At 44.0% G+C, this 26,795-nt stretch carries 25 protein-coding genes and 1 riboswitch; of the genes, 12 read left to right on the forward strand and 13 right to left on the reverse strand.

Features of this window, described 5'->3' with window-relative positions; genetic code table 11:
• Positions 1 to 2: 2 nt before the first annotated feature.
• Positions 3 to 794: a tRNA uridine 5-oxyacetic acid(34) methyltransferase CmoM gene (cmoM, locus tag AACV32_RS05665; RefSeq protein WP_170894749.1), complete on the reverse strand. Its 792-nt coding sequence runs from the start codon at positions 792 to 794 to the stop codon at positions 3 to 5.
• Between the two features lie 88 nt (positions 795 to 882).
• On the opposite strand from cmoM, the gene elyC reads away from it, so the two are divergent.
• Positions 883 to 1,707, forward strand: coding sequence for an envelope biogenesis factor ElyC (gene elyC / locus AACV32_RS05670; RefSeq protein WP_017049875.1), 825 nt, complete (start codon positions 883 to 885; stop codon positions 1,705 to 1,707).
• A 125-nt stretch (positions 1,708 to 1,832) separates the two neighbouring features.
• Here elyC and torR read toward each other — a convergent pair whose 3' ends face one another.
• Complete coding sequence (torR, locus tag AACV32_RS05675; RefSeq protein WP_013857070.1) at positions 1,833 to 2,546, reverse strand: two-component system response regulator TorR; 714 nt, start codon at positions 2,544 to 2,546, stop codon at positions 1,833 to 1,835.
• Between the two features lie 286 nt (positions 2,547 to 2,832).
• Here torR and torD point away from each other — a divergent pair, with 286 nt between their 5' ends.
• The 5 genes from torD to AACV32_RS05700 all read left to right on the forward strand — a co-directional run bounded on the left by torD (position 2,833) and on the right by AACV32_RS05700 (position 6,861).
• A complete protein-coding gene (gene torD, locus AACV32_RS05680; RefSeq protein WP_017049876.1) occupies positions 2,833 to 3,477 on the forward strand; it encodes a molecular chaperone TorD in 645 nt (214 codons plus the stop codon).
• A gap of 272 nt (positions 3,478 to 3,749) precedes the next feature.
• Entirely contained in the window at positions 3,750 to 4,757 is a 1,008-nt protein-coding gene (gene purR, locus AACV32_RS05685; protein WP_026028025.1) for an HTH-type transcriptional repressor PurR, read from the forward strand.
• Positions 4,758 to 4,918: 161 nt separating this feature from the next.
• Positions 4,919 to 5,004, forward strand: a riboswitch (cyclic di-GMP riboswitch).
• A gap of 114 nt (positions 5,005 to 5,118) precedes the next feature.
• On the forward strand, positions 5,119 to 5,706 hold the full coding sequence (locus tag AACV32_RS05690) for a TfoX/Sxy family DNA transformation protein (protein ID WP_013857073.1): 588 nt from the start codon (positions 5,119 to 5,121) through the stop codon (positions 5,704 to 5,706).
• Positions 5,707 to 5,854: 148 nt separating this feature from the next.
• Positions 5,855 to 6,535: a TVP38/TMEM64 family protein gene (locus AACV32_RS05695; RefSeq protein ID WP_094129361.1), complete on the forward strand. Its 681-nt coding sequence runs from the start codon at positions 5,855 to 5,857 to the stop codon at positions 6,533 to 6,535.
• 8 nt (positions 6,536 to 6,543) lie between these two features.
• Positions 6,544 to 6,861 carry a putative signal transducing protein gene (locus AACV32_RS05700; protein WP_081244899.1) on the forward strand — a complete coding sequence of 106 codons (318 nt, stop codon included), beginning with the start codon at positions 6,544 to 6,546 and terminating at the stop codon, positions 6,859 to 6,861.
• Here AACV32_RS05700 and AACV32_RS05705 read toward each other — a convergent pair.
• From AACV32_RS05705 to topA, 4 genes are all read right to left on the reverse strand, one after another.
• Positions 6,858 to 7,658: an alpha/beta fold hydrolase gene (locus AACV32_RS05705; RefSeq protein ID WP_017043918.1), complete on the reverse strand. Its 801-nt coding sequence runs from the start codon at positions 7,656 to 7,658 to the stop codon at positions 6,858 to 6,860. The genes AACV32_RS05700 and AACV32_RS05705 overlap by 4 nt on opposite strands.
• A 133-nt stretch (positions 7,659 to 7,791) precedes the next feature.
• A complete protein-coding gene (glgA, locus tag AACV32_RS05710) occupies positions 7,792 to 9,246 on the reverse strand; it encodes a glycogen synthase GlgA (RefSeq protein ID WP_013857077.1) in 1,455 nt (484 codons plus the stop codon).
• A gap of 1 nt (position 9,247) precedes the next feature.
• Complete coding sequence (gene glgC, locus AACV32_RS05715) at positions 9,248 to 10,465, reverse strand: glucose-1-phosphate adenylyltransferase (RefSeq protein WP_013857078.1); 1,218 nt, start codon at positions 10,463 to 10,465, stop codon at positions 9,248 to 9,250.
• Between the two features lie 657 nt (positions 10,466 to 11,122).
• Complete coding sequence (topA, locus tag AACV32_RS05720) at positions 11,123 to 13,753, reverse strand: type I DNA topoisomerase (protein ID WP_170894750.1); 2,631 nt, start codon at positions 13,751 to 13,753, stop codon at positions 11,123 to 11,125.
• A gap of 520 nt (positions 13,754 to 14,273) precedes the next feature.
• Between topA and AACV32_RS05725 the strand changes: the two genes are divergently transcribed.
• The gene (locus AACV32_RS05725; protein ID WP_013857082.1) at positions 14,274 to 14,525 is read left to right on the forward strand and encodes a YciN family protein; all 252 of its coding nucleotides are present in this window, start codon (positions 14,274 to 14,276) and stop codon (positions 14,523 to 14,525) included.
• 60 nt (positions 14,526 to 14,585) lie between these two features.
• On the opposite strand, the gene aroA is transcribed toward AACV32_RS05725, so the two are convergent.
• Positions 14,586 to 15,866: a 3-phosphoshikimate 1-carboxyvinyltransferase gene (aroA, locus tag AACV32_RS05730; protein WP_026028027.1), complete on the reverse strand. Its 1,281-nt coding sequence runs from the start codon at positions 15,864 to 15,866 to the stop codon at positions 14,586 to 14,588.
• A gap of 205 nt (positions 15,867 to 16,071) precedes the next feature.
• On the opposite strand from aroA, the gene aat reads away from it, so the two are divergent.
• The 3 genes from aat to infA all read left to right on the forward strand — a co-directional run bounded on the left by aat (position 16,072) and on the right by infA (position 17,789).
• Complete coding sequence (aat, locus tag AACV32_RS05735) at positions 16,072 to 16,788, forward strand: leucyl/phenylalanyl-tRNA--protein transferase (protein WP_013857084.1); 717 nt, start codon at positions 16,072 to 16,074, stop codon at positions 16,786 to 16,788.
• A 2-nt stretch (positions 16,789 to 16,790) separates the two neighbouring features.
• The gene (locus AACV32_RS05740; RefSeq protein ID WP_017047730.1) at positions 16,791 to 17,489 is read left to right on the forward strand and encodes an arginyltransferase; all 699 of its coding nucleotides are present in this window, start codon (positions 16,791 to 16,793) and stop codon (positions 17,487 to 17,489) included.
• An 81-nt stretch (positions 17,490 to 17,570) separates the two neighbouring features.
• On the forward strand, positions 17,571 to 17,789 hold the full coding sequence (infA, locus tag AACV32_RS05745; RefSeq protein WP_006075347.1) for a translation initiation factor IF-1: 219 nt from the start codon (positions 17,571 to 17,573) through the stop codon (positions 17,787 to 17,789).
• Between the two features lie 142 nt (positions 17,790 to 17,931).
• Here the strand turns inward: infA and clpA are convergent, their stop codons facing one another.
• Both clpA and clpS read right to left on the reverse strand, forming a co-directional pair.
• Complete coding sequence (clpA, locus tag AACV32_RS05750) at positions 17,932 to 20,202, reverse strand: ATP-dependent Clp protease ATP-binding subunit ClpA (protein ID WP_170894751.1); 2,271 nt, start codon at positions 20,200 to 20,202, stop codon at positions 17,932 to 17,934.
• Positions 20,203 to 20,244: 42 nt separating this feature from the next.
• On the reverse strand, positions 20,245 to 20,565 hold the full coding sequence (clpS, locus tag AACV32_RS05755) for an ATP-dependent Clp protease adapter ClpS (RefSeq protein WP_010319243.1): 321 nt from the start codon (positions 20,563 to 20,565) through the stop codon (positions 20,245 to 20,247).
• Positions 20,566 to 21,038: 473 nt separating this feature from the next.
• Between clpS and cspD the strand changes: the two genes are divergently transcribed.
• Positions 21,039 to 21,260, forward strand: coding sequence for a cold shock domain-containing protein CspD (gene cspD, locus AACV32_RS05760; protein WP_013857087.1), 222 nt, complete (start codon positions 21,039 to 21,041; stop codon positions 21,258 to 21,260).
• Between the two features lie 79 nt (positions 21,261 to 21,339).
• Here the strand turns inward: cspD and AACV32_RS05765 are convergent, their stop codons facing one another.
• Positions 21,340 to 23,565 (reverse strand): NADP-dependent isocitrate dehydrogenase, encoded by a 2,226-nt coding sequence (locus AACV32_RS05765; protein WP_170894752.1) that lies wholly within the window; start codon positions 23,563 to 23,565, stop codon positions 21,340 to 21,342.
• Between the two features lie 361 nt (positions 23,566 to 23,926).
• On the opposite strand from AACV32_RS05765, the gene AACV32_RS05770 reads away from it, so the two are divergent.
• Entirely contained in the window at positions 23,927 to 24,610 is a 684-nt protein-coding gene (locus AACV32_RS05770; protein ID WP_208871742.1) for a pseudouridine synthase, read from the forward strand.
• A gap of 50 nt (positions 24,611 to 24,660) precedes the next feature.
• Here the strand turns inward: AACV32_RS05770 and hisIE are convergent, their stop codons facing one another.
• The 3 genes from hisIE to hisA are packed head-to-tail and all read right to left on the reverse strand — an operon-like array spanning position 24,661 to position 26,785.
• A complete protein-coding gene (gene hisIE / locus AACV32_RS05775) occupies positions 24,661 to 25,296 on the reverse strand; it encodes a bifunctional phosphoribosyl-AMP cyclohydrolase/phosphoribosyl-ATP diphosphatase HisIE (RefSeq protein WP_017043909.1) in 636 nt (211 codons plus the stop codon).
• Entirely contained in the window at positions 25,293 to 26,066 is a 774-nt protein-coding gene (hisF, locus tag AACV32_RS05780; protein ID WP_017044649.1) for an imidazole glycerol phosphate synthase subunit HisF, read from the reverse strand. Before hisF ends, hisIE begins: the two co-directional genes overlap by 4 nt.
• Positions 26,048 to 26,785 (reverse strand): 1-(5-phosphoribosyl)-5-[(5-phosphoribosylamino)methylideneamino]imidazole-4-carboxamide isomerase, encoded by a 738-nt coding sequence (hisA, locus tag AACV32_RS05785; protein ID WP_013857092.1) that lies wholly within the window; start codon positions 26,783 to 26,785, stop codon positions 26,048 to 26,050. The genes hisF and hisA overlap by 19 nt, the downstream gene beginning before the upstream one ends.
• Positions 26,786 to 26,795 lie beyond the last annotated feature (10 nt).

The following is a 26,795-nucleotide window of genomic DNA, read 5'->3' on the forward strand; positions in this document are numbered from 1 at the left end:
TGTTATTCCTGCTCTATTTTCTTTTTCGCCCATACATGAATGTATCGACCTAGTGAGAGGTACGGCTCTTGTCTACATAATTGTTGTTCGAGTGCCAGTACATCTTCATATTGGTAGTCACCCATATTTTTCACATTCCCAATATAGTCACTGAATGATCGGATGCCCGATTTTCCACAAATCTCAAATCCTGATTCTTCGATCCATTGATACACTTCTTCAGGTTTTAGCCCTTGCTGAGGCTGGAGCTTAAACCGCTTGCGATGCGGCATACCCTCCAATACATGGGGAATGTTGCCACAGACAACGTTTTTGTACACCAAGCCATGATGGTTATAGAACATGATTGATGCCATACCACCTGGCCTAACTTGCTCTAACAAATTCTGCAATGCGGGTTTTGGCTCGGCTAACCATTCCATCACCGCGTGAAACAACAACACATCCACTGGCGCAATAAGGTGCGATTGGATGGATTGCACGGGGGAATGTACCAACCGATACTGCTCAAGCAGACCATTTTTGCGGATCTCTTGTTCCGCAAGTTGAAGCATTTCAGAGGATAAATCACACAGCGTGATTTGGTGTCCAAGCTTGGCTATTTTTTGTGACATTTGTGCCAAACCGCCGCCAGCATCAAGCACTTGCAAAGGTTTTGGGTGGTTGCTCAACAAAGCGAGCAGTTGCTCAAGATCTTGCCAAACAATGACTTGACGAATTTCACCTTTGTCAGAGCCGTATATGTTTTTTGCAAATTTGTGGGCAATATCGTCGAAATTCCGGTCTTCAGTCACAGTGGCTTGAGTTATGATAGCGAATCGTGCTGCTATTCTGTCATAGGAATGGCAGGAATAAAGGGGCTTTGTTCCTTTTTATTATCAAGTGGTGTTTTTTCGGACTATTTTGTATATGTTTGAGCTGAAAAAAGTTGTTTCCTCATTATTAATGCCTCTTCCGGCAATGCTAATCCTCGGTTTTGTCGGATTAATGCTCATAATGTTCACCGTCAGACGTAAGACTGGCTGTATGTTTGTCCTCTTCTCTTTAGTGGGGATATTTCTTATCTCTTTCCAACCCTTTGCAACACGCATGTTAATGCCTTTGGAAAGACAATACTCGGCTTTTCTCCCCGTTGATGGCACCATCGATTATGTGATGGTTTTAGGCAGCGGCCACGTAGTGGATGACCAAATACCACCGACCTCGGAACTCAGCCGCACTGCGTTGGTACGCCTAAACGAAGGCATACGTGTCATGCGTATGTACCCCGGCTCAAAGTTGATTTTATCAGGCTACTCTGGCGGGTCGGAATTTAGCCATGCGCGCATGCTAGCCGTGGTGGCACTCGCGCTTGGAGTGAGTAAATCCGATATTATTTTGCTAGAAACAGCTAAAGATACTTGGGAAGAAGCACGACAAGCCGCCGCCTTTGTTCAACAGCGTAGGCTGGTTTTGGTAACGTCAGCCAGTCATATGGAAAGAGCGTTAAAAGAGTTTAATTCTGCAGGTATTGACCCAATACCTGCGCCAACCAATTTCTTAGCGCAAACGAATATTGAGCAACCTTGGGAAAAATACGCTCCTCGAGCACGTTATTTAGAACAAACTGAGCGTTACTGGTATGAAACGTTAGGGCTGCTGTGGCAAGACTTACGTGATTGGGCGTCCGGGCATGGCGATACAGAGTTAGACATCAATAGCAATTAGCTATTATATTCAACCCAAAACGGAGCCACTTATGTGCTCCGTTTTTCTTGGTAATCGCGGCTACAAAAAATCATGGGAATAAAAAGGCACGGCCCAACGCCAATTTTACACACGCGACCACTCAGCTAATCACCAGCGAACATATAACCTTCACCGTGCACAGTCACAAAGATTTGCGGATTCTTGGGATCAAACTCCATCTTCGCCCTCATGCGTCGAATCAGTACATCAATCGTTCGATCGTTAGGTGCATCCACACGATGGCTGATCATATTTAAAATACGTTCACGGCTAAGGACTTGATTCGGATATGACGACAAGGCAACTAATAGCTCATATTCCGCTTTGGTCAGTTTTACGGGCTCACCATTACGGCTCAGCGCTCGGCGCTGGATATCAAAGGTCCACTCGCTAAAGCGCACTAAATTCGCATTGTGAGATACACCGCTCTCTTCGTTCAGTTTGTTTTTTGCGGTCGAGATCCGCCACAGCAAGTTTTTCACTCTCACCAGCAACTCGCGCAATTCAAAAGGTTTCGTTACGTAATCATCGGCCCCCATTTCAAGACCAACAATCTTATCAATGCTATCCGTGCGCCCTGTCACTAATATGATGCCAATATCAGATTGGCTGCGTAGCTCACGCGTTAACATTAAACCATCTTCACCGGGTAAATTAATGTCTAGCATAATCAGATCTATCGCGCTGTTTTTCAAAGCATCTCTCATCTGAGTACCGCTTTCCGCTTGCGTTACCATATAACCTTCGCTTTGAAAGTATCCAGCTAGCTTGCTGCGAGTGACTGCATCATCTTCAACTACTAATACGTGATAGCTCATTTACACCACTTTACTCTATAGAAATGTTCAAACCTCGGCTCGAGATTCTGTACAAAGCCATTCTATTCATAAATAGTCATAATTCTAGTCGTATCACTTTTAAAATTAAGAAAGATGAGAGTTTATTGATTCAAAACAACCTTCCAGACATCCATTAACTTAATGAAAAAATCACTCATATTTTTTCATTTTCTTAGCGACTGCTATTCATTTTTATTAGTTACACTTAGATCAATTACTTTTTAAAAACGATTTTCGCAAAACCACCCCTTGGAGAGCCAATACCATGCAAGACATCAAAGCTTTTAATGAACAGCGTGCCGAGATTTATTGGTGGCTTTCGAGCTTATTTGTGAAAGAACTTTCGGAACATGAATTAGAGCAATACTATACGTCCGCTATTCGCACATTTCTTTCAGGATTAGCAGAAAACGCGACACTTAAACCTGCCATTGATAAATTAGTTGATGCACTGAACCGATTACAAGACAAAGAAGACGCACAGCTTGAGCTCGCAGCCGATTTCTGTGATCTTTTTTTAAAATCCAATAAGGAGTCCGCGCTACCCTATGCCTCAATTTACATTGGAAAATCAGGGTTGCTCAATGACGAACCAGCCAGAGCAATGTCGGATTTGATGGCAGCCCATCACATTGCAGTCAACGATACACTCAACGAACCCGCCGACCACATTGCGATTGAACTGGATTTCTTAGGTAACTTGATCATTCGCTCCAATGAGCTTGAACAAGAGACACACCTTGAACAAGCCTTTACACAGCAGTGTGATTTTATTGAACAACATTTGCTCTCTTGGATCCCACAATTCCATCTTCGCTGCCAACAAATTGATCAATTTGGTTTTTACGGTGCCGCAAGCGAATTGTTGGTCGCGTTTCTTCACTTAGACCGCGACTATTTATCAAACTAATGAGATAACCTAGTTAATACCTATTACTAAATCGGTCAATTGTGACTGTTGACCGATTTATTCGGTGGATTTTTCGTTGCTTGATGGACATTTGCGGACTAGAATCTTGACCGCAAACGATAAAAAATGAATTTAAGATGCAACCGCTGATTAGAGGCGGTTTTTGTGTTTTTACTACTTTTAGGCTTCAATATAGCACCGATAGGCCTAATACCGCTGAATTGCTCTTCGTGACTATCACTTTCAGCAGTTATCGACAGGACAGAGAATTTATGGCTACGATTAAAGACGTTGCACGCTTAGCGGGCGTATCAACCACCACGGTATCGCATGTAATCAATAAAACTCGCTTTGTGGCTGAAGCAACCCAAGAACGAGTGATGGAAGCGGTATCAGAGCTTAACTATGCACCAAGTGCAGTCGCTCGCAGCTTAAAATGCAACACCACCCGTACCATTGGTATGTTAGTGACCCAATCGACAAACTTATTTTTTTCTGAGGTTATCGATGGTGTTGAAAGCTACTGCTACCGCCAAGGCTACACACTTATTTTGTGCAATACCGGCGGTATTTACGAGAAGCAACGCGACTACATCCGCATGCTAGCGGAAAAACGTGTCGATGGTATGTTGGTCATGTGCTCGGACCTCACCCAAGAACTGCTTGAGATGCTTGATCGTCATTCAGACATTCCGAAAGTGATCATGGACTGGGGCCCTGAAAGTTCTCAAGCCGATAAAATTATTGATAACTCAGAGGAAGGCGGATATCTCGCCACCAAATACCTTATTGATCATGGCCATACTGACATTGCTTGCTTAAGTGGACACTTCGAAAAAGCGGCGTGCCAAGAGCGTATTCAAGGGTTTAAGCGTGCTCTTGCCGAAGCAAGCCTAACCGTTCATGAAGATTGGATTTTGGAAGGTAACTTCGAGTGTGATACTGCGGTGCTCGCCGCCGACAAGATCGCCGCCATGGACAAGCGCCCAACGGCTGTTTTTTGCTTTAACGATACAATGGCTCTCGGTTTAATGAGTCGCTTGCAACAAAAAGGCATCCGTATTCCTGATGACATGTCTGTTATTGGTTATGACAATATTGAACTTGCTGAGTATTTCTCGCCACCGTTAACCACAGTTCACCAGCCAAAACGACGAGTAGGGAAAAACGCCTTTGAAATCCTATTGGAACGCATTAAAGACAAAGAGCATGAACGTCGTGTGTTTGAGATGCATCCCGAGATTGTTGAACGCAACACAGTAAAAAACATAACGAAATAGTGTCATTATTTAAAGCAAGCGACAAATGTCAATTTTATGGACTTTCCTATATTCGAGACAGAACGCCGTATTAAATAATAGTAAATTTGGAATGAGCATCACGCAAATAATAAATAAACGTGATGCTCATCCAAAAATTTATATATTCTTACTATTAGAAGTCACGCACAGGGCAAACCATTTGAAAAGATGGGACGCAAAGCCTCCGGCCTAAACCGACTATTCGGTAGGTAGCGGGGTTGCCGATGGCAAATATGCAAACGTTAAGTTTACCCCTTACTGACACTCTTTCTGCATAAGTTTGCTAATCTCTCGGACCTGATTTTGGTGGCGTTTTTCCCATACACCGAGAATTTACAGCATGGATAAACCAGTACTTAAAGATTCAATGCGACTCTTCGAACAACTTGGACGCGTTAAGTCTCGTTCAATGTTTGGCGGCTTCGGCATTTTTGTCGATGACACCATGTTTGCTTTGGTCGTAAACGATAAACTTCATATTCGCGCAGACGATCTATCAACCTCTCGCTTTAAAGAGCAAGGCTATGAGCCCTATATCTATAAAAAACGTGGGTTCCCTGTCGTCACAAAATACTTCGCATTACCTGACAATTGTTGGGAAAACCCTTCGCTCATTTTACGAGATGCTGCTGTCGCACTCGAAATCGCCAAACAAGAACGAGAAGTTCAAGCCCAAACGAAGCCAGAACGCCTAAAAGATCTCCCGAACCTTCGACTCGCCACCGAACGTATGCTTAAGAAAGCAGGGATAGAATCTGTAACGGATTTGCATACAAAGGGGGCTCTGGAAGCCTATAAAGCGATTCAGCAAACCCATTCTTCTTCAATCAGTCTTGAATTGCTATGGGCCCTTGAAGGTGCTATTGAAGGCAAGCATTGGTCGGTTATCCCACAATCTCGACGCGATGAATTAGCTAAAAGCCTTTAACTTCCGAGTAAATAAATATCTCGATTAAATAATCAAATACGCTCGCATCACCATGCGGGCGTTTTTTTAATCCCGTTTTGAAATATAAATTCGACTTCCTCTGTCTTCTTCACTATATCTAGTAAAATATGTCGTTTTGAGGAATACCATGAATAAAAAACTTCTCTTAGGCTTGGCTTTATTTGCCTTTATTATCTTTTTGATTGTAAATTTTGGCCACTATCTAACGTTAGATAATGCCAAAGCACAGCAAATGCTATTAAACGAATACATTAGCCAAAACGTGATCAGCGCTGCTTTGATCTATTTCTCACTCTATATTGTGCTCACCGCTTTCTCTATCCCAGGAGCGGCGGTCGTCACGTTACTGGGCGCTGCGCTGTTTGGTTTTTGGACTAGCTTACTGCTTGTCTCCTTTGCCAGCACCATAGGCGCAACTATCGCCTTTTTGAGTAGCCGTTTCTTACTGCGTGAATGGATTCAAACAAAATTTGGTCAAAAGCTGCAAACGATTAATCAAGGCGTTGCAAAAGATGGGGCATTTTATCTATTCTCACTGCGCTTAATTCCGGTTTTCCCTTTTTTCTTGATTAATTTATTAATGGGCCTAACACCCATATCAACCGCTCGCTTTTACCTGATTAGCCAACTCGGTATGCTGCCCGGCACTGCCGTTTATCTGAATGCTGGTACTCAACTAGCTGAAATTGAAAGCTTATCCGGCATTGTATCTCCTTCGGTTTTGCTTTCATTTGCTCTATTAGGTCTTTTTCCTATTCTCACCAAGTGGATTATGGCCAGATTGAACAAAAACCCAACTTCCGCCTGAAGTGAATAATGATGAAAATTTGTGTTTCAAACCACCCGATAGAGGCATATATAGTTTGTCAGTATTTACAGCAATTCAATATTCGCTGTGAAGTGAGAGGCGATAACTTATACGGCTTAGGTGGAGAGCTCCCTTTTTCAGAAGAAACCTTGCCTTATATATGGCTGTTGGATGAAGCTCAAATCGCCGAGGCTCAAGCACAATTATTGGCCTATCAGATAGAAGAGATAAACGAAGAACCTAACTGGGTTTGTGGACAGTGCAACGAGGAAAATGGGCCGCAGTTTGCAGCCTGCTGGTACTGCGGTTGTTTAGATTCAGACTAACGAGTCTGATGCTGGCGGATGAACTCAATTGAATGGCGGTTAAACATCTCAGATTGTTCAACATTACACACGTGGCCGCAATCTGGGATTTCTAATAACACACTTTGTCTATGCATTGCCACCATGTCTTTAACAGGTTGAATGAACATATAGTCTCTCTCTCCCATAAGATAAAGAGTGGGAATGGGTAGCTCTTTCTCTTTGAAGCATTTCATCAGAGGATTGACTTCGGAAGTCAGCATAAACCAGCGTTTAAACTCTTTTTGGCACAGCTTCTTCGCTTCTCGAATAAAAAGATGGCGTGACTCTTTTTGGTTGCGTTGTGGCATTACAATGTAAGCAAACAGACGATAAAGCCACATGTAAGGAATGATGTGCTTACTCAAATTACCCAACTTTACGAGCACTTGAGAGCGCACATTCAAACGGGTTATCGCTCCCCCCAAAACCATAGAGCAAACTCGCCCAGTCGCCATTTCAGCAAGATTACGCACAATAATGGTGCCGAGTGACATTCCAACAAAATGAGCAGACTGAATTTTCAAATGATCGAGCACTTTGAGAATATCAAGAGTGACGGATTTAAACGTGTAACGATTTGCCATCAACTCTTTAAACAGTTGGTTTGACTTGCCATGACCTCGTAAATCAACTAATAACAGGTTGAAATGCTCACGGTACGCTTTGATTTGCTTAAACCAGATGGATGAACTTCCACCTGCACCATGCACAAAAACAACCCATTCATCACTGGTGGGATGCAGGTAGGTCTTATGGAAAAGTAGGCTATGAGACATACAAAACCGTTAATCAGCTTCAATTTGAGAAACGCAAGACTACCACAAAACGGGGGCTGAATAGCAAAAAATCATGCGGGCTCGTTCGGCTAAACAAGTAAGGCGCCAAAGCGCCTTACTTGTTATAAAAACATCAGTCATGAAACGCGAGATGATACATCTTGATGTACTCTTTCGCTGAATCCTGCCAGCTAAAATTTTGTCGCATCGCCCTCTGCTGAACCTCCAACATAGTTTCGGGATGTTGAAGATAAAACAGCATCGCTCGCTGCATTGCAATAAGCAGTGCTTCTGGAGAAGGATCATGAAAACCAAAGCCGGTCGCTTCTTCAGGAAACTTATCATAATCACGCACGGTGTCTTTTAAACCACCAACTTCACGAACGATGGGCAGCGTGCCATAAGCCATGCTGTAGATCTGATTCAAACCGCAAGCTTCAAATTCTGAAGGCATTAAGAAGAAATCAGAACCGGCTTCAACCAAATGTGCAAAACGATTGCTATAAGCTTCAACAAACGCAAATTTATCAGCATGCTTCGCCGCCATTTTATGTAGCTGAACAGCAACTTCAGGCTCTCCTGTGCCAACAATAATGAGCTGAGCATCATTGCGTAAGAACGACTCTAGTATAGGTAAAATGTAGTGGAAACCTTTTTGGTGGGTGAGTCGACAAACCATCCCAAACAAAGGCAAGTCACGCTGAGGTAATTGCAGCTCCTCTTGCAACATGCGCTTACTCGCCCGTTTGCCCGCTTGAAGTGATTCAGCTTCATCACAGTAGCCAAGAGGAAGAAATTCATCGTTTTGTGGATCCCACTCGCTATAATCACACCCATTAACGATACCGTGCAAATCTCTAGCTCGGTGAACAAAATCATCTACCAACCCATGAGAGCCAAGCGGTGTTAGCAGCTCGGAAGCATAATTAGGGCTAACGGCATTAATTTTGTCAGCAAAGGCAATCCCTGCTCTTAGCATACTGACGTGATCGTGTCCGTAGCGTAAAAATTCCATGCCAGATAAGTTCAATTCTGGGATGATCTCTAATTGATGATAAGAAAAAATACCTTTAAAAATCGCGTTGTGAACGGTCAATACGCTTTTCATATCAGAAAAATAAGCGTCATGCTGGTAACGCGTTTTCAACAAAAATGGAACCAACCCTGTATGCCAATCATTTGCATGGATAATCTGTGGTTTTTTACCGAGCTTAGGTAAAACATCTAGGCTAGCTGCTGAAAAGAAACCAAAACGCTCGCCATTATCAGCGTACGCCTGGTTATTCTCGCCATACATTTGTGCTCGGCCAAAATATTGTTCACATTCAATTAAGTACACGGCCACTCCATCTAGCTCCATCTGACGGACCAGATATGAAGTATGAGGCCAATGGGTAAGCTCAGTTTCTAGCACAACAGGAGCATCTGAAATGCCCAATATAGAACGATAAGCAGGTAGCACAATAGCTACCTGATGACCTAACTCTTGCAGTGCTTTAGGCAGTGCTTTGGCCACATCGGCCAAACCACCACTTTTGATCAAACCTTGAGCTTCTGAAACGGTAAACCAAACATCGATTTTTTCCATTCTAGAATCCAACTTTTGTTCCTTTTGCGATAACAACGATGCCCTCATCAGAAACATGGAAACGTTGTCTATCGAGTTCTAAATCTTCACCAATGATAGTACCTGGCGCTATTTCGACATTTTTATCAATAATCGTACGCTTAATTGTACATCCTTCGCCAATTTTAACATCACCGAGGATCACGGATTCACTCACTAAAGTGTTGGCTCCGATGTTACTGCGGTAGCCTAGTACCGATTTATAAATTTTCGCACCTTGAATGTAGCTTCCGCCGGAGATCAAGCTGTCGGTGATCTGTACTTTACGATCGTGTGAATCAACAAAGGTTGCAGGTGGTAACGGTGGATAATAAGTGTGGAGAGGCCAGCTACGGTTATACAACGAAAAATCGGCATCATGCTCTAATAGATCCATGTGCGCTGCCCAGTAGGCCTCAATCGTACCAACATCACGCCAGTAAGTTGTGTCTTTTTCGCCTTTGATTTTATTGGTTGAAAAATCATAGACATAAACCTCTCCTTCTGGGAAAAGTTTAGGAATAATATCTTTGCCAAAATCATGGCTGGAGTGATTATCTTCAGCATCACGACGCAGTTCTGCACAGAGCTTATCTGTATCGAATATGTAGTTACCCATAGAAACAAGTGCAAGGTCTGGGTGCCCAGGGATCGCTTTAGGGTTGCAAGGTTTTTCTTCAAAACCGACCATTTTTCCGGCTTCATCAACTTCAATCACACCAAACTGAGACGCTTCTTTCAGCGGCATTCTCAGCGCAGAAACGGTCAGTTTTGCGTCTACACGTTTATGGAAATCGAGCATCTGGCGGATATCCATTTTATAGATATGATCAGAGCCAAAAATACATACTTGGTCGGGGGTAGAGAGTTCAATAAAACGAATGTTCTGGTAGATAGCATCCGCAGTACCTTCGTACCAGCGCTTGCCATCACGCATCTGTGCGGGGATTGAATCGATAAACCGATCAGTGATGCCCGAAAGGTTCCAGCCTTTCTTCATATGTAAATACAACGATTGTGATTTAAATTGTGTAAGCACGTAGATACGCATCAAATCCGCGTTTACAAAATTATTCAAAGCAAAATCGATTAAACGATAACTGCCACCAAATGGCACTGCAGGTTTACTACGAGATTCCGTTAAAGGCATCAAGCGCGAGCCTTCGCCACCAGCAAGGATCATTCCTAAAACACCAGCCATTTTAATTCTCCTTATTTCATTCTTATATTTGCATTCCATACCTTAATTTACAGGGGATGTATGGATGCTATCCTTATTGACCACTTGCAGTGGGCTGTATGAAACTCCCTCACCACCCTAAATGCAATCGGTTGTTTATACGTTATCGAATTAAAGAAATAATACAATTTTAAATACGCTGTTCTGACTTGTCTGAACCCTTTAGTTTGCTAACTCCTAACCTAGCTCACATTTACAGCTCGGTGTAACATATAAACATAACAATGTATTAACTAATCATTTTTATTCACTTTATTGATGCATTCTTAATTTTATATACACTCTCTTTTTATTAAAAATACAACGAATTTATGACGCTATGTTTACTAGGTTAAAGACATAAATATTAATTACACCAAATAGCTCCATTTTAGTTGTTGAACCGACTGAACAATTCACAACATGCTGGTGCAATAAGGCTATCTCCTGTGCACAAGACTCTGAACATCCGACACCCCGCCCGCTCACGGATAGTTAATCAATACTGCCTTACACATGGAATGTCAAAATATTGGCGACACATTCTCCATGAATAGTATGAATAGTTGAACTTGCTCAAACTCCAGCCAAAAAAAAGGTAGCCCGAAGGCTACCTTTTCGCATTGATCACATTAAAGGCTATTTTTTAGCGTTTTTACGCTTATCGGTAATTTCCCACCGCCCATTATCGTACAACGCCGTCCAACCTGAGGGTTTACCCTCTATCTCAGTGCGTACATAGTGTTCTTTTGACTTACGACTAAAGCGTACAACCGCCGCCACACCATCAGGATCATGTACAGGCGCATCCGCTAAGTATTGATACTTTGGTGCTAGGCGCTCTTTGAAACGAGCCAATTCTTCAACCAATGGCGCACGTGTCTCACGAGATTTCGGGAAATTGCTCGCTGCAAGAAACAGACCTGAAGCGCCATCACGCAGTACAAAATACGCATCCGAGTTTTCACAAGGCAATTCTGGGAAATGGATAGGATCTTCTTTTGGTGGAGCAACTTCGCCGCTTCTTAAGATCTTACGCGTATTTTTACAGTCATCGCTGGTGCAATCCATGTACTTACCAAAACGGCCATTTTTCAGCACCATGTTTGACCCACACTTGTCACACTCGACAACTGGGCCATCATAGCCTTTAACTTTAAACTCACCGAATTCTACAACGTAACCTTCGCAGTTCGGATTGTTCCCGCACACATGCATTTTACGTGTGTCATCGATTAGGTACGCATCCATCGCCGTTTCACAGATAGGACAACGTTTTTTAGCGCGCAGTGCAGCCGTTTCAACATCTTCTTCCAAGACATTGATGACGCCTTCTTCGTCACCTAGGTTAATGGTGGTTTTACAACGCTCTTTAGGCGGCAGTGCATAACCAGAACAGCCGAGGAACACCCCTGTAGAGGCTGTACGAATTCCCATTGGACGTGAACATGTCGGACATTGAATGTCGGTCATCACGATGTGGTTGGGTTTCATACCACCTTGTTCTTCATCCAGTTCAGCCGTTTCTAAATCTGCAGTGAAATCTTTAAAGAAATCGTCCAAGACTCCTTTCCAATTTGCAGATCCTGCTGCAATTTGGTCCAGCTTTTCTTCCATTCGCGCGGTGAAGTCATAGTTCATCAAGTCATTGAAACTGTCATCCAGACGATCGGTGACGATTTCACCCATTTTCTCAGCATAAAAACGTCGCTGATCCACTTTCACATAGCCGCGATCTTGAATGGTAGAGATGATAGAAGCATACGTCGATGGTCGGCCTATACCACGCTTTTCAAGCTCTTTTACCAGCGCAGCTTCCGTATAACGTGCCGGTGGCTTAGTGAAATGTTGTTTTGGATCTAACGTTTGCAATAACAACGTTTCGCCCACTTTCACTGGAGGTAAAATTTGGTCTTCATTCTTACCCATTGGACGTTGAACTCGTGTCCAACCATCAAATTTAAGGATGCGACCTTTCGCCTTAAGGGTAAATTCTGCCGCTTTCACGCTCACAGTGGTCGAATCGTATTGAGCTGGCGTCATTTGGCAAGCAACAAACTGATTCCAGATTAGCGCGTATAGCTTATGAGCATCCGCTTCCATACCTTGTAAATCATCGGCTTTAACATCCACACTGGATGGACGAATCGCTTCGTGCGCTTCTTGAGCGCCCTGCTTACTTCCATAAGCTAACGGATTCTCAGGTAAGTAGGCTTGTCCAAACTCACTACCAATATAGCTGCGAACCGCTTCAACCGCTTCAGCACTTAAGTTGGTTGAATCGGTACGCATATAAGTGATGTAACCTGCCTCATACAAGCGCTGAGCTAGCATCATCGTTTTCTTCACTCCGTAACCCAAGCGAGTACTGGCTGCTTGCTGTAACGTCGAGGTGATAAAAGGAGCGGAAGGTTTACTGCTGGTTGGGCGGTCTTCACGTTTACACACTTCGTAAGAAGCTTTTTCTAAAATCGAAACCGCTGATTTAGCTTCCGCTTCGTTGACAGGTTTAAACGCTACATCATTTTTTTGCGCAACCAACAGACGGAAATCCGTTTTATCTTGCGTTTTCGTATCAGCATGGATATCCCAGAACTCTTCAGGGACAAACGCGTTAATTTCACGCTCACGCTCAACAAGTAATTTCACCGCCACCGATTGGACGCGACCCGCAGACAAGCCACGCGCCACTTTTTTCCAAAGTAATGGAGAGACCATAAAACCCACCACACGGTCCATGAAACGACGCGCTTGTTGGGCGTTTACACCGTCGATATTCAATTCACCCGGTGTTTGGAAGGCTTGTTGGATTGCATTTTTAGTAATTTCGTTAAATACAACTCGTTTGTATCGCTGTTCATCGCCACCGATGATCTCACGAAGGTGCCAAGCGATGGCCTCTCCTTCGCGGTCCAAATCGGTTGCGAGATAAATGCAGTCGGCATCTTTAGCAAGCTTTTGCAATTCCGCCACTACTTTTTCTTTACCCGGCAAAATTTGGTAATTCGCTTCCCAGCCGTGATAAGGGTCGATGCCCATCTTCTTAATTAACGAACTGCGGTCTTTCTCGCTTTTCAAGCGTGCTTTCTCTTCAGCGCTAAGGTTCTTTGAAGAAGAACTAGGCGTTGCTTTTTTAGCGGTACTTTGACCTGCGGTTGGAAGATCACGAACATGCCCTACGCTCGACTTAACAATAAAATCTTTACCAAGATATTTATTGATCGTTTTAGCCTTGGCTGGCGATTCCACTATAACGAGTGATTTACCCATAATTGACTCAAATGCCCTTAATCATTACGCGAAAGTAAATCGCATGACGTTCTAAATTATTGCTTCTTTTTTTACTATCGAGCCAGTTAACAAGAAGATCAACATGTTTTTTAAAAATAAAATTCAACCACTCAATAATTGGTCAAAATGCAACCAGAGCTCAGTGGTCTATTCTCCGCCAGCCTTCCAACCTAAATTGAGAAGTTTAAAATCGAATCCTGTGGTACTTGTGAGCTTGACTTTCATTGCTGCAGCACTCTACTAAACGTGCTTTGGCGCTCATACTAAAGTGAGTATTATCAGTTCGCGAAATAAATCCAATGAAATATGCCGTAAGTCACACATTCTCATTGCATAAAAAATCGGCTTTCTTGATTAAGCTTAGACGTGACTTCTCTCTTTGGTCAAAGCTTGAGAATCCACTCCATCGAATTTTGCGCCGAATTCTATTTGAAATCATTGAAATTACCTACCCTTTTACGGCACTATCCTCGCACATCTACTCATAGGACCGTAAAAGATGAGCGAAAAACAATCTATTACTGAATTTGATTTGTTACTTATTGCAAACCAAATCATTCAAGAACATGACGCTTATATCGTTGGCATGCGCGCCGATAGCGTTGAAGAAAAAGAGGATGTATTAGTTTTTAAAGGCAACTACTTTTTAGACGACAAGGGGCTGCCAACACCTAATACCACTGCGGTATTTAACATGTTCAAGTACCTTGCCTTGCATTTATCAAAGCAATTTACTCTCGTTCAATCGTAATTCTTGATGAAAAAAAGCCTCATTCGAGGCTTTTCATTCTTGGGTTTAAACACTCAATGCCTAGTGGCTTAGTTGCGCAAGCTGTTCAAAATAATCAGGAAACGTTTTCGAAGTACATTTAGGATCATTAATCGTCACTGCGGTATCGCTCAGTGCAACCAGCGAAAAACACATCGCCATTCGATGATCGTCATAAGTGTCGATTGCCGCATGCTGTAATGACGTTGGTGGTGTGATGATAATGTAATCATCCCCTTCCTCAACCTCTGCACCCACTTTACGCAGCTCCGTCGCCATTGCGGCTAAACGATCAGTTTCTTTAACACGCCAATTATATACGTTGCGAATGGCTGTGGTGCCTTTGGCAAATAATGCGGTCGTCGCAATGGTCATAGCCGCATCAGGAATGTGATTAAAATCGAGATCAACCGCATTAAGCTCTCCACGACGAGCGATGACATAATCATTCCCCCATTCGATGAGTGCGCCCATTTTTTCTAGCGCATCGGCAAATTGAATATCTCCTTGGATACTGTTTTTACCAATACCAGTAACTTTTACTTCGCCACCTTTGATAGCCGCCGCCGCGAGGAAGTAAGAAGCAGAGGATGCATCTCCTTCCACCAAAAACTGCCCAGGAGAAACATACGATTGCCCAGCTGGGATCACAAATTGAGTGTAGTTATGGTTGATCACTTTTACACCAAACTGCGCCATGATGTGTAACGTGATATCAATGTAAGGCTTTGAGACCAAGTCACCAACGATGTTTATCGTCATTTCACCATCAGACAGTGGCGCAGCCATTAAAAAGGCGGTCAAAAATTGACTCGAGATTGAACCGTCAATCGCCACGGTTCCAGCTTTAAGGCCGGTTGCCGTAATTTTTAACGGCGGGAAGTCTTCGTTTTCAAGGTACTCAATATCAGCGCCCGCTTCACGTAACGCTGTAACGAGATGACCGATTGGACGTTCTTTCATCCTCGGCTCACCAGTCAAAATGAACTCACCCTGTCCAAGGACTAATGCTGCCGCAAGTGGACGCATTGCCGTCCCTGCATTACCTAAAAACAGCTCAACGGATTGCTCGATGCTAAAAGGCCGACCCAAACCTTTTATCTCACACACCGTTTTGTCGTCTGACAAACGATACTCCACGCCAAGTTTTGCTAGTGCGTTGAGCATGTGGCGAATATCGTCACTGTCTAACAAGTTCGTTAGCTTAGTCGTACCACTTGCCAGAGCGGCAAGCAGTAGCGCTCGGTTTGAGACACTTTTGGAACCGGGTAAATTGACTTGCCCATTAATTTTTTTTATTGGTTGTAACGTGAGGCTTTCCATTCGAGTTGTGTTTCCTTGCATCTTCCAAAGAGCTCCTGTTTGCTCTGGGAAAATGAAAATTCTTCGTACTTGCAGCCTATCTAAAAATAAAAGCGAACTCCAGTACAAATATGGCCTGATAGTAATGATTGGCAAACTATTGAAAAATCCCTACTATCCTCATTCCGTGGCCTTATCTTGATGGTTAACCCAGATCGGATCGAACATGACTATTTACCTTCCTCAACTTGCGCTTGATGATTTCTCTTTTCCTTCCGCTGATGAGGCGCTAGAAGAGCCAAATGGACTGCTCGCGTTTGGTGGAGATTTACAACCAGAACGTATTTATAATGCTTATCGACACGGAATTTTTCCTTGGTATGGCCCACAAGAGCCTATTCTTTGGTGGAGCCCCGCTCCACGAGCTGTGTTTAACCCACAAACTTTTTCTCCAGCTAAAAGCGTTAAAAAATTCCAGCGAAAACATCAATATAAAATAAGCCTTAACCATGCAACTAAAGAGGTAATTACAAGTTGCGCCAACGTAAGACCCGCAGATCAAACTTGGCTAAATGAAGAGATGCGCAGCGCCTACCTCGCCCTTGCGGCTTCTGGCCGTTGTCATTCGGTTGAGGTGTGGCAGGAAGATAAATTGATCGGCGGGCTCTATGGCATACAAATGGGCCAAATGTTTTGCGGTGAGTCGATGTTTAGTATCAAAGCCAATGCATCAAAAATTGCGCTTTGGTATTTTTGCCAGCATTTTCAATCACACGGTGGACAGTTGATTGATTGTCAGGTGATGAATCCGCATCTGGCATCATTGGGAGCTTTCGAATTAGAGCGCGACGATTTTCTCAAATCCTTGCTATCTTTTAGAGATAGCTCTGTCGATGAGCGCTGCTTTACACCCCAGTGGATCACCTTGCCTAATGAAGGATAACCATGAGCTCAGATTTACAGCAAATACGCATCGGTTTAACCAATAACCACCCTTGTAGCTATTTAAAAGATAGGCAAGAACGTGTCGCTGTGACTTTAGACTCCGCCATGCAATCGCCTGAGAATTATGAAATTCTACTCGCAAATGGTTTTCGACGCAGTGGGGATACCATTTACAAACCTCACTGTGACAATTGCAACGCCTGCCAAGCATTGCGTGTTTTTGTTGACCAAGTCAAGCTATCAACCAGCCAAAAGCGGTTACTCAAAAAGGCACACGCTTTTCAGTGGCAGCTGAAACCGACCATGGATTCGGGTTGGTTTGCACTCTATGCCCGCTATATTGAAGCGCGACATAAAGAGGGCAGCATGTACCCTCCCAACGAGCAGGAGTTTGAAACCTTTTCCGCTTGTCGTTGGCTAGATACTCAATACCTGCATATTTATCAAAATGGACAGCTGGTCGCGATTGCGGTGACGGATATTTTACAAAACAGTGCCAGCGCCTTTTATACCTTTTATGATCCAGAGTCAGATCTGTCACTCGGGACACTTGGCGTTTTATTTCAACTGCAATATTGCCAAGCCACACAGAAACAATGGTTATATTTGGGTTATCAAATTGATGAATGCCCAGCAATGAACTACAAAGTACGCTTTGAGCGCCATCAAAAGCTAGTAAATCAACGTTGGCAAGGGTAGAATACGCCCCAACTTTACATATTTATCTTTTAGCGGCAGAATGCGTCCGTTAAAAATCGCCAAGTTTCTAAAGAGGATTAAATGGCTAAAGAAGACGTAATTGAGATGCAAGGCACTGTCCTTGATACTCTTCCAAACACAATGTTCCGTGTTGAGCTAGAAAACGGCCACGTAGTAACAGCTCACATCTCTGGTAAAATGCGTAAGAACTACATTCGTATTCTTACTGGTGACAAAGTAACTGTAGAGATGACTCCATACGACCTAACTAAAGGCCGCATCGTCTTCCGTGCTCGTTAATCTCTGATTTTCGAACGCAACAAAAAACGGAGCTAAATGCTCCGTTTTTTGTTACTTATAGAACTGGATTAAATGCAATGCATAGAAGAAAGCACGCCTCAGCGTGCTTTTGTTATTAGGTGATAAGCATCGGGATTACCGATTAGTGAACCGCTTCTTCACGAGAACCAATGTACTTAAGCTTAAGCTCTTCGCCATCTAAATCCACTTTCACTGTGCCACCATCGACCAACGAGCCAAACAACAACTCATTCGCTAATGGCTTTTTCAGCTTATCCTGAATCACGCGGCCCATCGGACGAGCGCCCATCTCAATATCGTAGCCTTTCACAGCAAGCCAATGACGAGCATCCTCAGAAACCTCTAACGATACACCTCTCGCATCGAGTTGAGCTTGTAGTTCAACAATAAACTTATCAACCACTTGATGGATTACACGCTCATCCAAACGATTAAACCAGATGATGTTATCTAAACGGTTACGAAATTCGGGTGTGAATACTTTCTTAATCTCTGACATCGCATCAAAACTATTGTCTTGTTGGATAAGACCAATCGATTTTTTCACTGTCTCTGCAACACCTGCGTTGGTTGTCATCACCAAAATGATGTTACGGAAATCCGCTTTTCGTCCATTGTTATCCGTTAAAGTGCCGTTATCCATGACTTGAAGTAACAAGTTAAAAATATCAGGGTGCGCTTTCTCAATCTCATCAAGTAGCACCACTGAATGTGGATGTTTAATCACAGCATCAGTTAGCAAGCCACCTTGGTCATACCCAACATAACCAGGAGGAGCACCAATTAAACGACTCACTGAGTGGCGTTCACCATACTCAGACATATCAAAACGCAGCAGCTCAATGCCAAGTAGCTTCGATAACTGCACTGTCACTTCCGTTTTACCCACGCCTGTTGGACCAGCAAACAAGAATGAACCCACCGGCTTATTGTCGGCACCTAAGCCAGCGCGTGAGAGTTTGATCGCCTCACTCAATACATCGATAGCGTCATCTTGTCCAAATACCAACATTTTCATTTTTCTATCAAGGTGCTGCAAAATGTCTTTATCGGAAGAAGAGACCGATTTTTCTGGAATACGCGCCATTTTAGCAACCATCGCTTCAATATCGGCCACTCCAACGGTTTTCTTGCGGCGACTTGCAGGTGCCAATCTTGAACGTGCTCCCGCTTCATCAATCACATCAATCGCTTTATCTGGCAAATGACGTTCATTGATGTATTTTGCAGAAAGCTCTACGGCCGCACGTAACGCTTTATTGGTGTAACGTACATCATGGTGCGCCTCGTATTTTGTTTTCAGGCCCATAAGTATTTTAGTGGTGTCATCCAACGATGGCTCGACCACATCGATTTTTTGAAAACGGCGAGCCAGCGCGCGCTCTTTTTCAAAGATGTTGTTGTACTCTTGATAAGTCGTTGAGCCGATGCAGCGCAATTTACCGCTGCTAAGCAGAGGTTTGATTAAGTTAGCCGCATCCACCTGACCACCAGAAGCGGCACCCGCACCGATGATGGTATGAATTTCATCAATAAATAGAATCGCGTCCTGCTCTTTTTCAAGCTGTTTCAAAATGGTTTTAAAACGCTTTTCAAAATCGCCACGATACTTAGTTCCAGCGAGTAATGAGCCAATATCCAGTGAATAAATAACGCTATTTTGAATGATTTCAGGCACTTGGCCTTCCACAATACGCCACGCCAGCCCTTCCGCAATCGCCGTTTTACCGACTCCCGCTTCTCCCACTAACAGCGGATTATTTTTACGGCGACGACACAACACTTGAATGGTTCGTTCTAGCTCTTTATCACGCCCAATTAGCGGGTCAATCAACCCTTGCTTTGCCAATTGGTTGAGGTTGCTGGCAAAGCTTTCCAAACGTTCATCAGAACTGACTTCATCAGCTGATTCGCTGCTAAAAGAGTCGGAAGAGGCTGAATTATCACTTGCGCTGGAAGCTTTAGTGATGCCGTGCGAAATGTAGTTGACGATATCTAAGCGACTGATGTCATTTTTTTTCAGTAGGTAAGCCGCATGTGACTCCTGCTCACTAAAGATTGCAACCAGTACATTCGCTCCTGTGACTTCATTGCGGCCAGAGGATTGCACATGAAATACAGCACGTTGCAGCACACGTTGAAAACTCAATGTAGGTTGCGTTTCACGTGTTTCGTCACTTTCAGGAATAAGAGGTGTGGTTTGATCAATAAAAATATCAAGCTCTTGGCGTAAGGCATCTAAATCCGCTTGGCAGGCTAATAAGGCCTCTCTGGCTGCATCATTTTCTAATAACGCAAGTAGGAGGTGCTCGACGGTCATGAATTCATGTCTTTTGTCTCGCGCTCGAGCGAACGCGCCGTTTAGACTCGACTCTAGTTCTTTATTAAGCATAAGTACCTCCTTAAGGAACCACTTTGTTGCTCCAGCAAGCGACTACGCTTGCTCCATAGTACAAAGCAGTGGATGCTCATTTTCCCTTGAGTACAAAGTAACTTGAGCTACTTTGGTCTCTGCAATCTCGGCACTGAACGTGCCACAAATTGCTTTCCCTTCATAATGCACCTTGAGCATTATCTGTGTTGCTTTGTCGATATCCATCGAGAAAAATCGCTCAAGGATTTCAATCACAAACTCCATCGGCGTGTAGTCATCGTTATTGAGAACTACGTTGTACATCGCTGGTGGTTTAATTGCTGTCTTCTCTTTCTCCAGAAGATCTGAGTCTGGAGTCACCCATTCAAAATGTTTACTCATGATGACCGTATTTAGAGTGCTTCTCTACCTAGTGGAACCGTGTGCCTCTCAGTAACCATTGTGTCGTTGGAATCTATTAATGTTATTAGTGCTACCGACACAGTTGAAAAACAACCCTTACTTAGAGACTAATGCAGCAATTGTATCGCTGCAAATAAAACATTGCTATTCCGAACTATCAACGGCGTAGTTGATTAAAAAGAAAACAAAAGCAACTGCTTTCTTTAACTATTTCATTCTTAACGCCCTATTTAATCGTTACAACAATGTAAACCTGAAAAGTGATTTATTTGCAAATATGTCGAGTATCATACCTTTTGCCTATTGACTGCGCCGAATCATTGACTACATTGGTCAATTAGTGACTAAAAATTTGGCAGCGGCTGAATTGATATTCACATTCGGGTAACGTTTTTAGGATAAGTTTCTCGATAACAACATCAGTAACTAAAATGCAATGAGGGATGTAAAGCATGGCTACAGGTACAGTAAAATGGTTTAACAACGCCAAAGGATTTGGGTTTATTTGTCCAGAAGGTGAGGATACCGATATTTTTGCTCACTATTCAACCATTCAAATGGAAGGCTACCGCACACTCAAAGCGGGCCAACAAGTTTCCTACGAGATTGAACAGGGGCCGAAAGGTTATCACGCTAGCGCTGTTGTTCCAATCGAAGGTCAACTTGCAAAATAATCGCTGCCAAACGTGTATTTGATGAAAAACCCGCCGAACTGGCGGGTTTTTTTATTGCTTAGAGGTGAATAACTGAAGGTTAAGCGCCAATGATCGCGTTCAAGGTTTGGCTTGGACGCATTAGTGCTGATGCTTTTTCAAACACTGGCGCATAGTAACCACCCAAATCACCCGGAGTACCTTGTGCCTGATTCAGCTCAGAGACGATAACCTGTTCATTTTCTTGTAGCTGCTTCGCAATCGGTGCGAATTCCGCCGCTAAATCAGCATCCGCCGTCTGCTCTGCTAAGGCCTCAGCCCAATAGGTTGCAAGATAGTAGTGACTGCCACGGTTATCAAGCTCACCAACTCTGCGCGATGGTGATTTATTGAGATCAAGGAACTTACCAGTGGCTTTATCAAGCGCATCGGCTAGTACTTTCGCTTTCGCATTTCCAGTGACAACACTCAAATGTTCCAAAGACGCCGCCAGCGCTAAAAACTCGCCTAACGAATCCCAACGCAAGTGGTTTTCTTTCTCAACCTGCTGAACGTGTTTTGGCGCAGAGCCACCAGCACCTGTTTCAAACAAACCACCGCCATTCATCAAGGGAACAATCGACAACATTTTAGCCGAAGTACCGAGCTCAAGAATGGGGAATAGATCCGTGAGGTAATCACGCAGTACGTTACCCGTAACTGAGATGGTATCTTTACCCGCTTTGAGACGCTCAAGTGTGAACAGAGTCGCTTCAACGGGTGATAGGATCTGAATATCTAAGCCAGCCGTATCATGATCAGCAAGGTAGACGTTGACTTTTTTGATCAATTCACGGTCATGCGCACGCTGATCGTCTAACCAGAAAATCGCAGGAACGCCAGTAGCTCTGGCGCGAGTCACGGCCAGTTTCACCCAGTCTTGGATCGGTGCATCTTTCACTTGGCACATGCGGAAAATATCACCAGCTTCAACAGCTTGCTCTAGCAATACTTTGCCGGAGGTATCCACAACACGTACCGAACCCGCTGCATCGAGGATAAAGGTTTTATCGTGCGATCCATATTCTTCAGCTTTTTGCGCCATAAGGCCCACGTTTGGCACACTGCCCATCGTGGTGGGATCAAATGCGCCGTGCTTTTTACAAAAATCAATCACCGCTTGATAAACGCCAGCGTAGCAGCGATCGGGGATCAGTGCTTTGGTGTCTTGTTGCTTGCCATCTGGCCCCCACATTTGACCAGAAGCGCGCAGCATTGCTGGCATTGACGCATCAACAATGATATCGCTTGGGACATGTAGGTTAGTAATACCTCGGTCAGAATCGACCATAGCAAGCGGTGGCTGCGTGTTATAAACCGCTTGAATCGCGGCTTCAATTTCTTCTTTCTGTGCTTGTGGCAATGCTCGTATTTTCGCGTAAACATCGCCTAGGCCATTGTTGACATCAACACCTAATGAGTCAAACAACGCGCCATACTTCGCAAATACGTCCTTGTAGTACACTTTAACGGCATGGCCGAAAATGACTGGGTCAGACACTTTCATCATGGTTGCTTTCATGTGCAAGGAAAGCAGCACATCTTGCTGTTTCGCTGCTGCGATTTGTTGCTCGAAAAACTCAACTAACGCTTTTTTGCTTAGAACTGAAGCATCGATAATTTCTTTATCAAGCAGCGCAAACTCTTTCTTTAAGACTTTAGTCGAGCCATCATGGCCGACAAACTCAATTTTGACCTTAGTGTCACCTTCAATGGTGACTGACTTTTCTGTTCCATAGAAATCTTTGTCTTGCATGCTGGCAACATGTGAACGGGATTGCGGTGACCATGCGCCCATTGAATGTGGGTTTTTCTTCGCATAATTCTTGACTGATAGTGGTGCGCGGCGATCGGAGTTTCCTTCACGCAACACAGGGTTAACCGCACTACCTTTGATTTTATCGTAAGTCGCTTTAATCGCTTCTTCTTCGTAGGTACTTGGTTCTTCAGGATAATTTGGTAGGTCGTAACCTTTTTCCTGCAACTCTTTAATCGCGGCTTTCAATTGTGGGACCGATGCCGAAACGTTAGGCAGTTTAATAATATTCGCTTCTGGTTTGGTCGCCAGTTCACCTAATTCGGCAAGCGCATCACTTACACGTTGATTTTCTTTTAAATGTTCTGGGAAGCTGGCAAGGATACGCGCAGCCAGTGAAATATCGCGGGTTTCAACGCTAATACCTGACGAGGCGGTAAAGGATTGGATAATCGGCAATAAAGAATAAGTGGCCAGTGCTGGTGCTTCGTCTGTGATGGTATAAATAATTGTAGGTTTTTCTGTAGGCATGAAAAATTTCCCTATTTGTTCTAGCAGCACCATTGGATGAAACAGCGCTGTGTGATTGTCCGTGTCAAGTGGGTTAGCATCCTCGCGACTTGAACACGATAGCGTCACTCTTTCAAAAACTGAATCGAATGTCGTTGAGCGTTATCCGATTTTAGTCATTGAGTGAAAATACGTATACACCCAAACCCTTTATTGATACTGAATCCAAATAGCATGGGTTGAGTATAATTAAACAAAACTAGGATAATAGTCTATTATCTTGTGCGTCAATCCTGTTTCTGGGCGCGCAAATCATAGCTTAAATCCAAAGTTCAGAAAACTTTCAAACACACTTCATTTACATTTTTGCAAGGTAGTTAACATGTCATCCCGCTTGCGTCGTGATTCTTCATCAGTATCAAAACCCTCTGGCTCTTCTCATTTTAAACGGCGCGATCCACATCAGCGCTCAACCGCCCGCTCCTCTTCATCTGCAGAAGAGGTAAAAAAACGAATATCACTTGCTGATCGAAAAGTCATCATCTTTAATAAGCCTTTTGATACACTAAGCCAGTTTACTGATGGTGATGGGCGCAAAACTCTCGCTGATTTTATTCCCGTAAAAGAGGTGTATGCCGCAGGTCGCTTGGACAGAGACAGCGAAGGTTTGATGGTGCTCACCAATGACGGCATCTTGCAAGCAAGACTAACGCAGCCGCAGTCAAAATTACCAAAAACGTATTGGGTTCAAGTAGAAGGAGAACCCGCTCAAAACGATTTAGATAAATTGCGCCAAGGTGTAGAGCTAAAAGATGGCATGACGCTGCCTGCCAAGGTTGAGATTTTGCAACCGCCTACCTTGTGGGAACGTAATCCACCGGTTCGTTTTCGCGCACAAATCCCAACCACATGGCTTGCGATTACCATTACTGAAGGTAAAAACCGGCAAGTACGACGTATGACAGCGCATATTGGCTTTCCAACACTGCGCTTAGTGCGCTACGCGATGGGCGACATTGTTTTAGGCGATCTACAACCCGGTGAGTGGAAAGAAATTACCCTCTAACACCGCTCTCAAAAAACGGAAGCCTCTTTATTTAAGAGGCTTCACTGTGTTTATTTATGGCGTTCTTTAAGCTTATCAATCACATCACTCAACGCTAATCCTTGGTCTTGCAATAGCACCAATAAGTGATAAATCAAATCAGCAGACTCACACACTAACTCCGCCTTATCGCCCGACGTCGCCGCAAGTGCAACTTCAACGCCCTCTTCGCCCACTTTCTGCGAAATACGCTTTGTTCCACGGGCATAAAGGCTAGCGGTGTAAGAGGAATCAGGGTCGGCACTCTTGCGGGCAGCCAATAGTTGCTCAAGCTGATGAAGCCACACCATTTGAGACTCTTCTTGTGCATCGTTATCCCAACAGGTTGTGGTTCCAGTATGGCACGTTGGCCCAATGGGATTCACTTTGACCAATAAAGTGTCATTATCACAATCGAGCGCCATGTTTTTCAACTGTAACACATGACCAGAGGTCTCTCCTTTGGTCCAAAGGCGCTGTTTGCTGCGAGAAAAGAACGTCACTTGGCCTGTTTGCGCGGTTTTTTGCAACGCATCTTGGTTCATGTAACCCATCATAAGCACTTGACTTGATTGAAAATCTTGCACTATCGCCGGAACAAGGCCATCAACTTTGTTCCAATCAATACGCTCAGAAAGTGCAACCGCACTCGATACTTGAAAACTCATCGTCTTACCTCTACACCTTCTGCTTGTAAATATTGTTTTAATTCGCCGATATTGATGATCTGCTTGTGAAAAACCGATGCCGCCAACGCGCCATCGACATGAGCTTGTTGGTAAGCTTGCGCAAAGTGCTCCATCGTTCCCGCCCCACCAGAAGCGATAAGTGGCACGCGACACACAGCACGTACCTTCTGGAGTTGCTGTAGATCATAACCATTACGCACGCCGTCTTGGTTCATCATATTCAATACGATTTCACCCGCACCACGTTTTTGTACCTCTTGTACCCAATCGCAAGTTTGCCACTGTGTTGCTTTGGTGCGCGTCTCATCGCCAGTAAATTGATAGACCTGATACTGACCCGTTTCTTGATCGAAGTAAGAGTCGATGCCGACTACAATACATTGCACGCCAAATTTATCCGCCAAGTCAGTAATCAACTGTGGGTTAGCGAGTGCTGGAGAGTTAATGGAGACTTTATCTGCTCCAAATTCTAAAATTCGCGCAGCATCTTCGGCAGATTTAATACCGCCCGCGACGCAAAATGGAATATCAATCACTGCCGCGACACGCGCAACCCAACTTTTATCCACCACTCGGCCATCACTCGACGCGGTAATGTCGTAAAACACCAACTCATCCGCACCCTCTTCGGCGTAGCGTTTTGCAAGCGGTACGATATCACCAATGATTTCGTGGTTGCGAAACTGCACCCCTTTCACGACTTGTCCATCGCGGACATCCAAACAAGGAATTATGCGTTTTGCCAACATTCGAATGCCTCCTGAGCGGTGAACTTACCATCTAATAAGGCACGACCGACAATCACGCCTGCGACGCCACTGCCTGTTAAGGCTTTGATGTCCGCTAAGCTACCGATACCACCTGAGGATTGAAACTGTACTTGTGGGTACTGTTTGCATAAATCGATATACAACTCAACGTTAGAACCGGCTAGTGTGCCATCGCGGGAAATATCAGTGCACAATACGTGTGTCAAACCGACCGTTAGGTAATCATCAATCAAGGCTTCTATCGTTACACCTGAATCTTCTTGCCAACCTGAAATGGCCACTTTACGTGTGCCGTCTTGATCAATGTTGATGTCGAGCGCTAGCACAATTTTTTCTGCGCCATACTTTTCCATCCATCCTTTGACTAATTCAGGCTGTTTTACGGCCGTAGAACCGACAACCACGCGCTGCGCACCCGCATTTAATAAATCCACCACATCTTGCTCACTACGCACACCCCCACCAATTTGAATATTGGCAGGGGTACTGGCAAGCAGTTTGGCAATCAGATCAAGCTGTCGGGCGGAGGTATCTTTTGCACCCGTTAAATCGACAAGGTGCAACCAGTTAGCTCCAGCCTGATGATAGAGGCGAAACTGCTCTGCAGGGTCCACTTTGTATTCGGTAACTTGACCATAATCGCCTTGAAATAAGCGAACCACTTGGCCATCAATTAAATCTAATGCTGGAATAATCATTGCTAATTCC

The organism is Vibrio sp. B7 (assembly GCF_963888765.1).
GTDB lineage: Bacteria > Pseudomonadota > Gammaproteobacteria > Enterobacterales > Vibrionaceae > Vibrio > Vibrio anguillarum.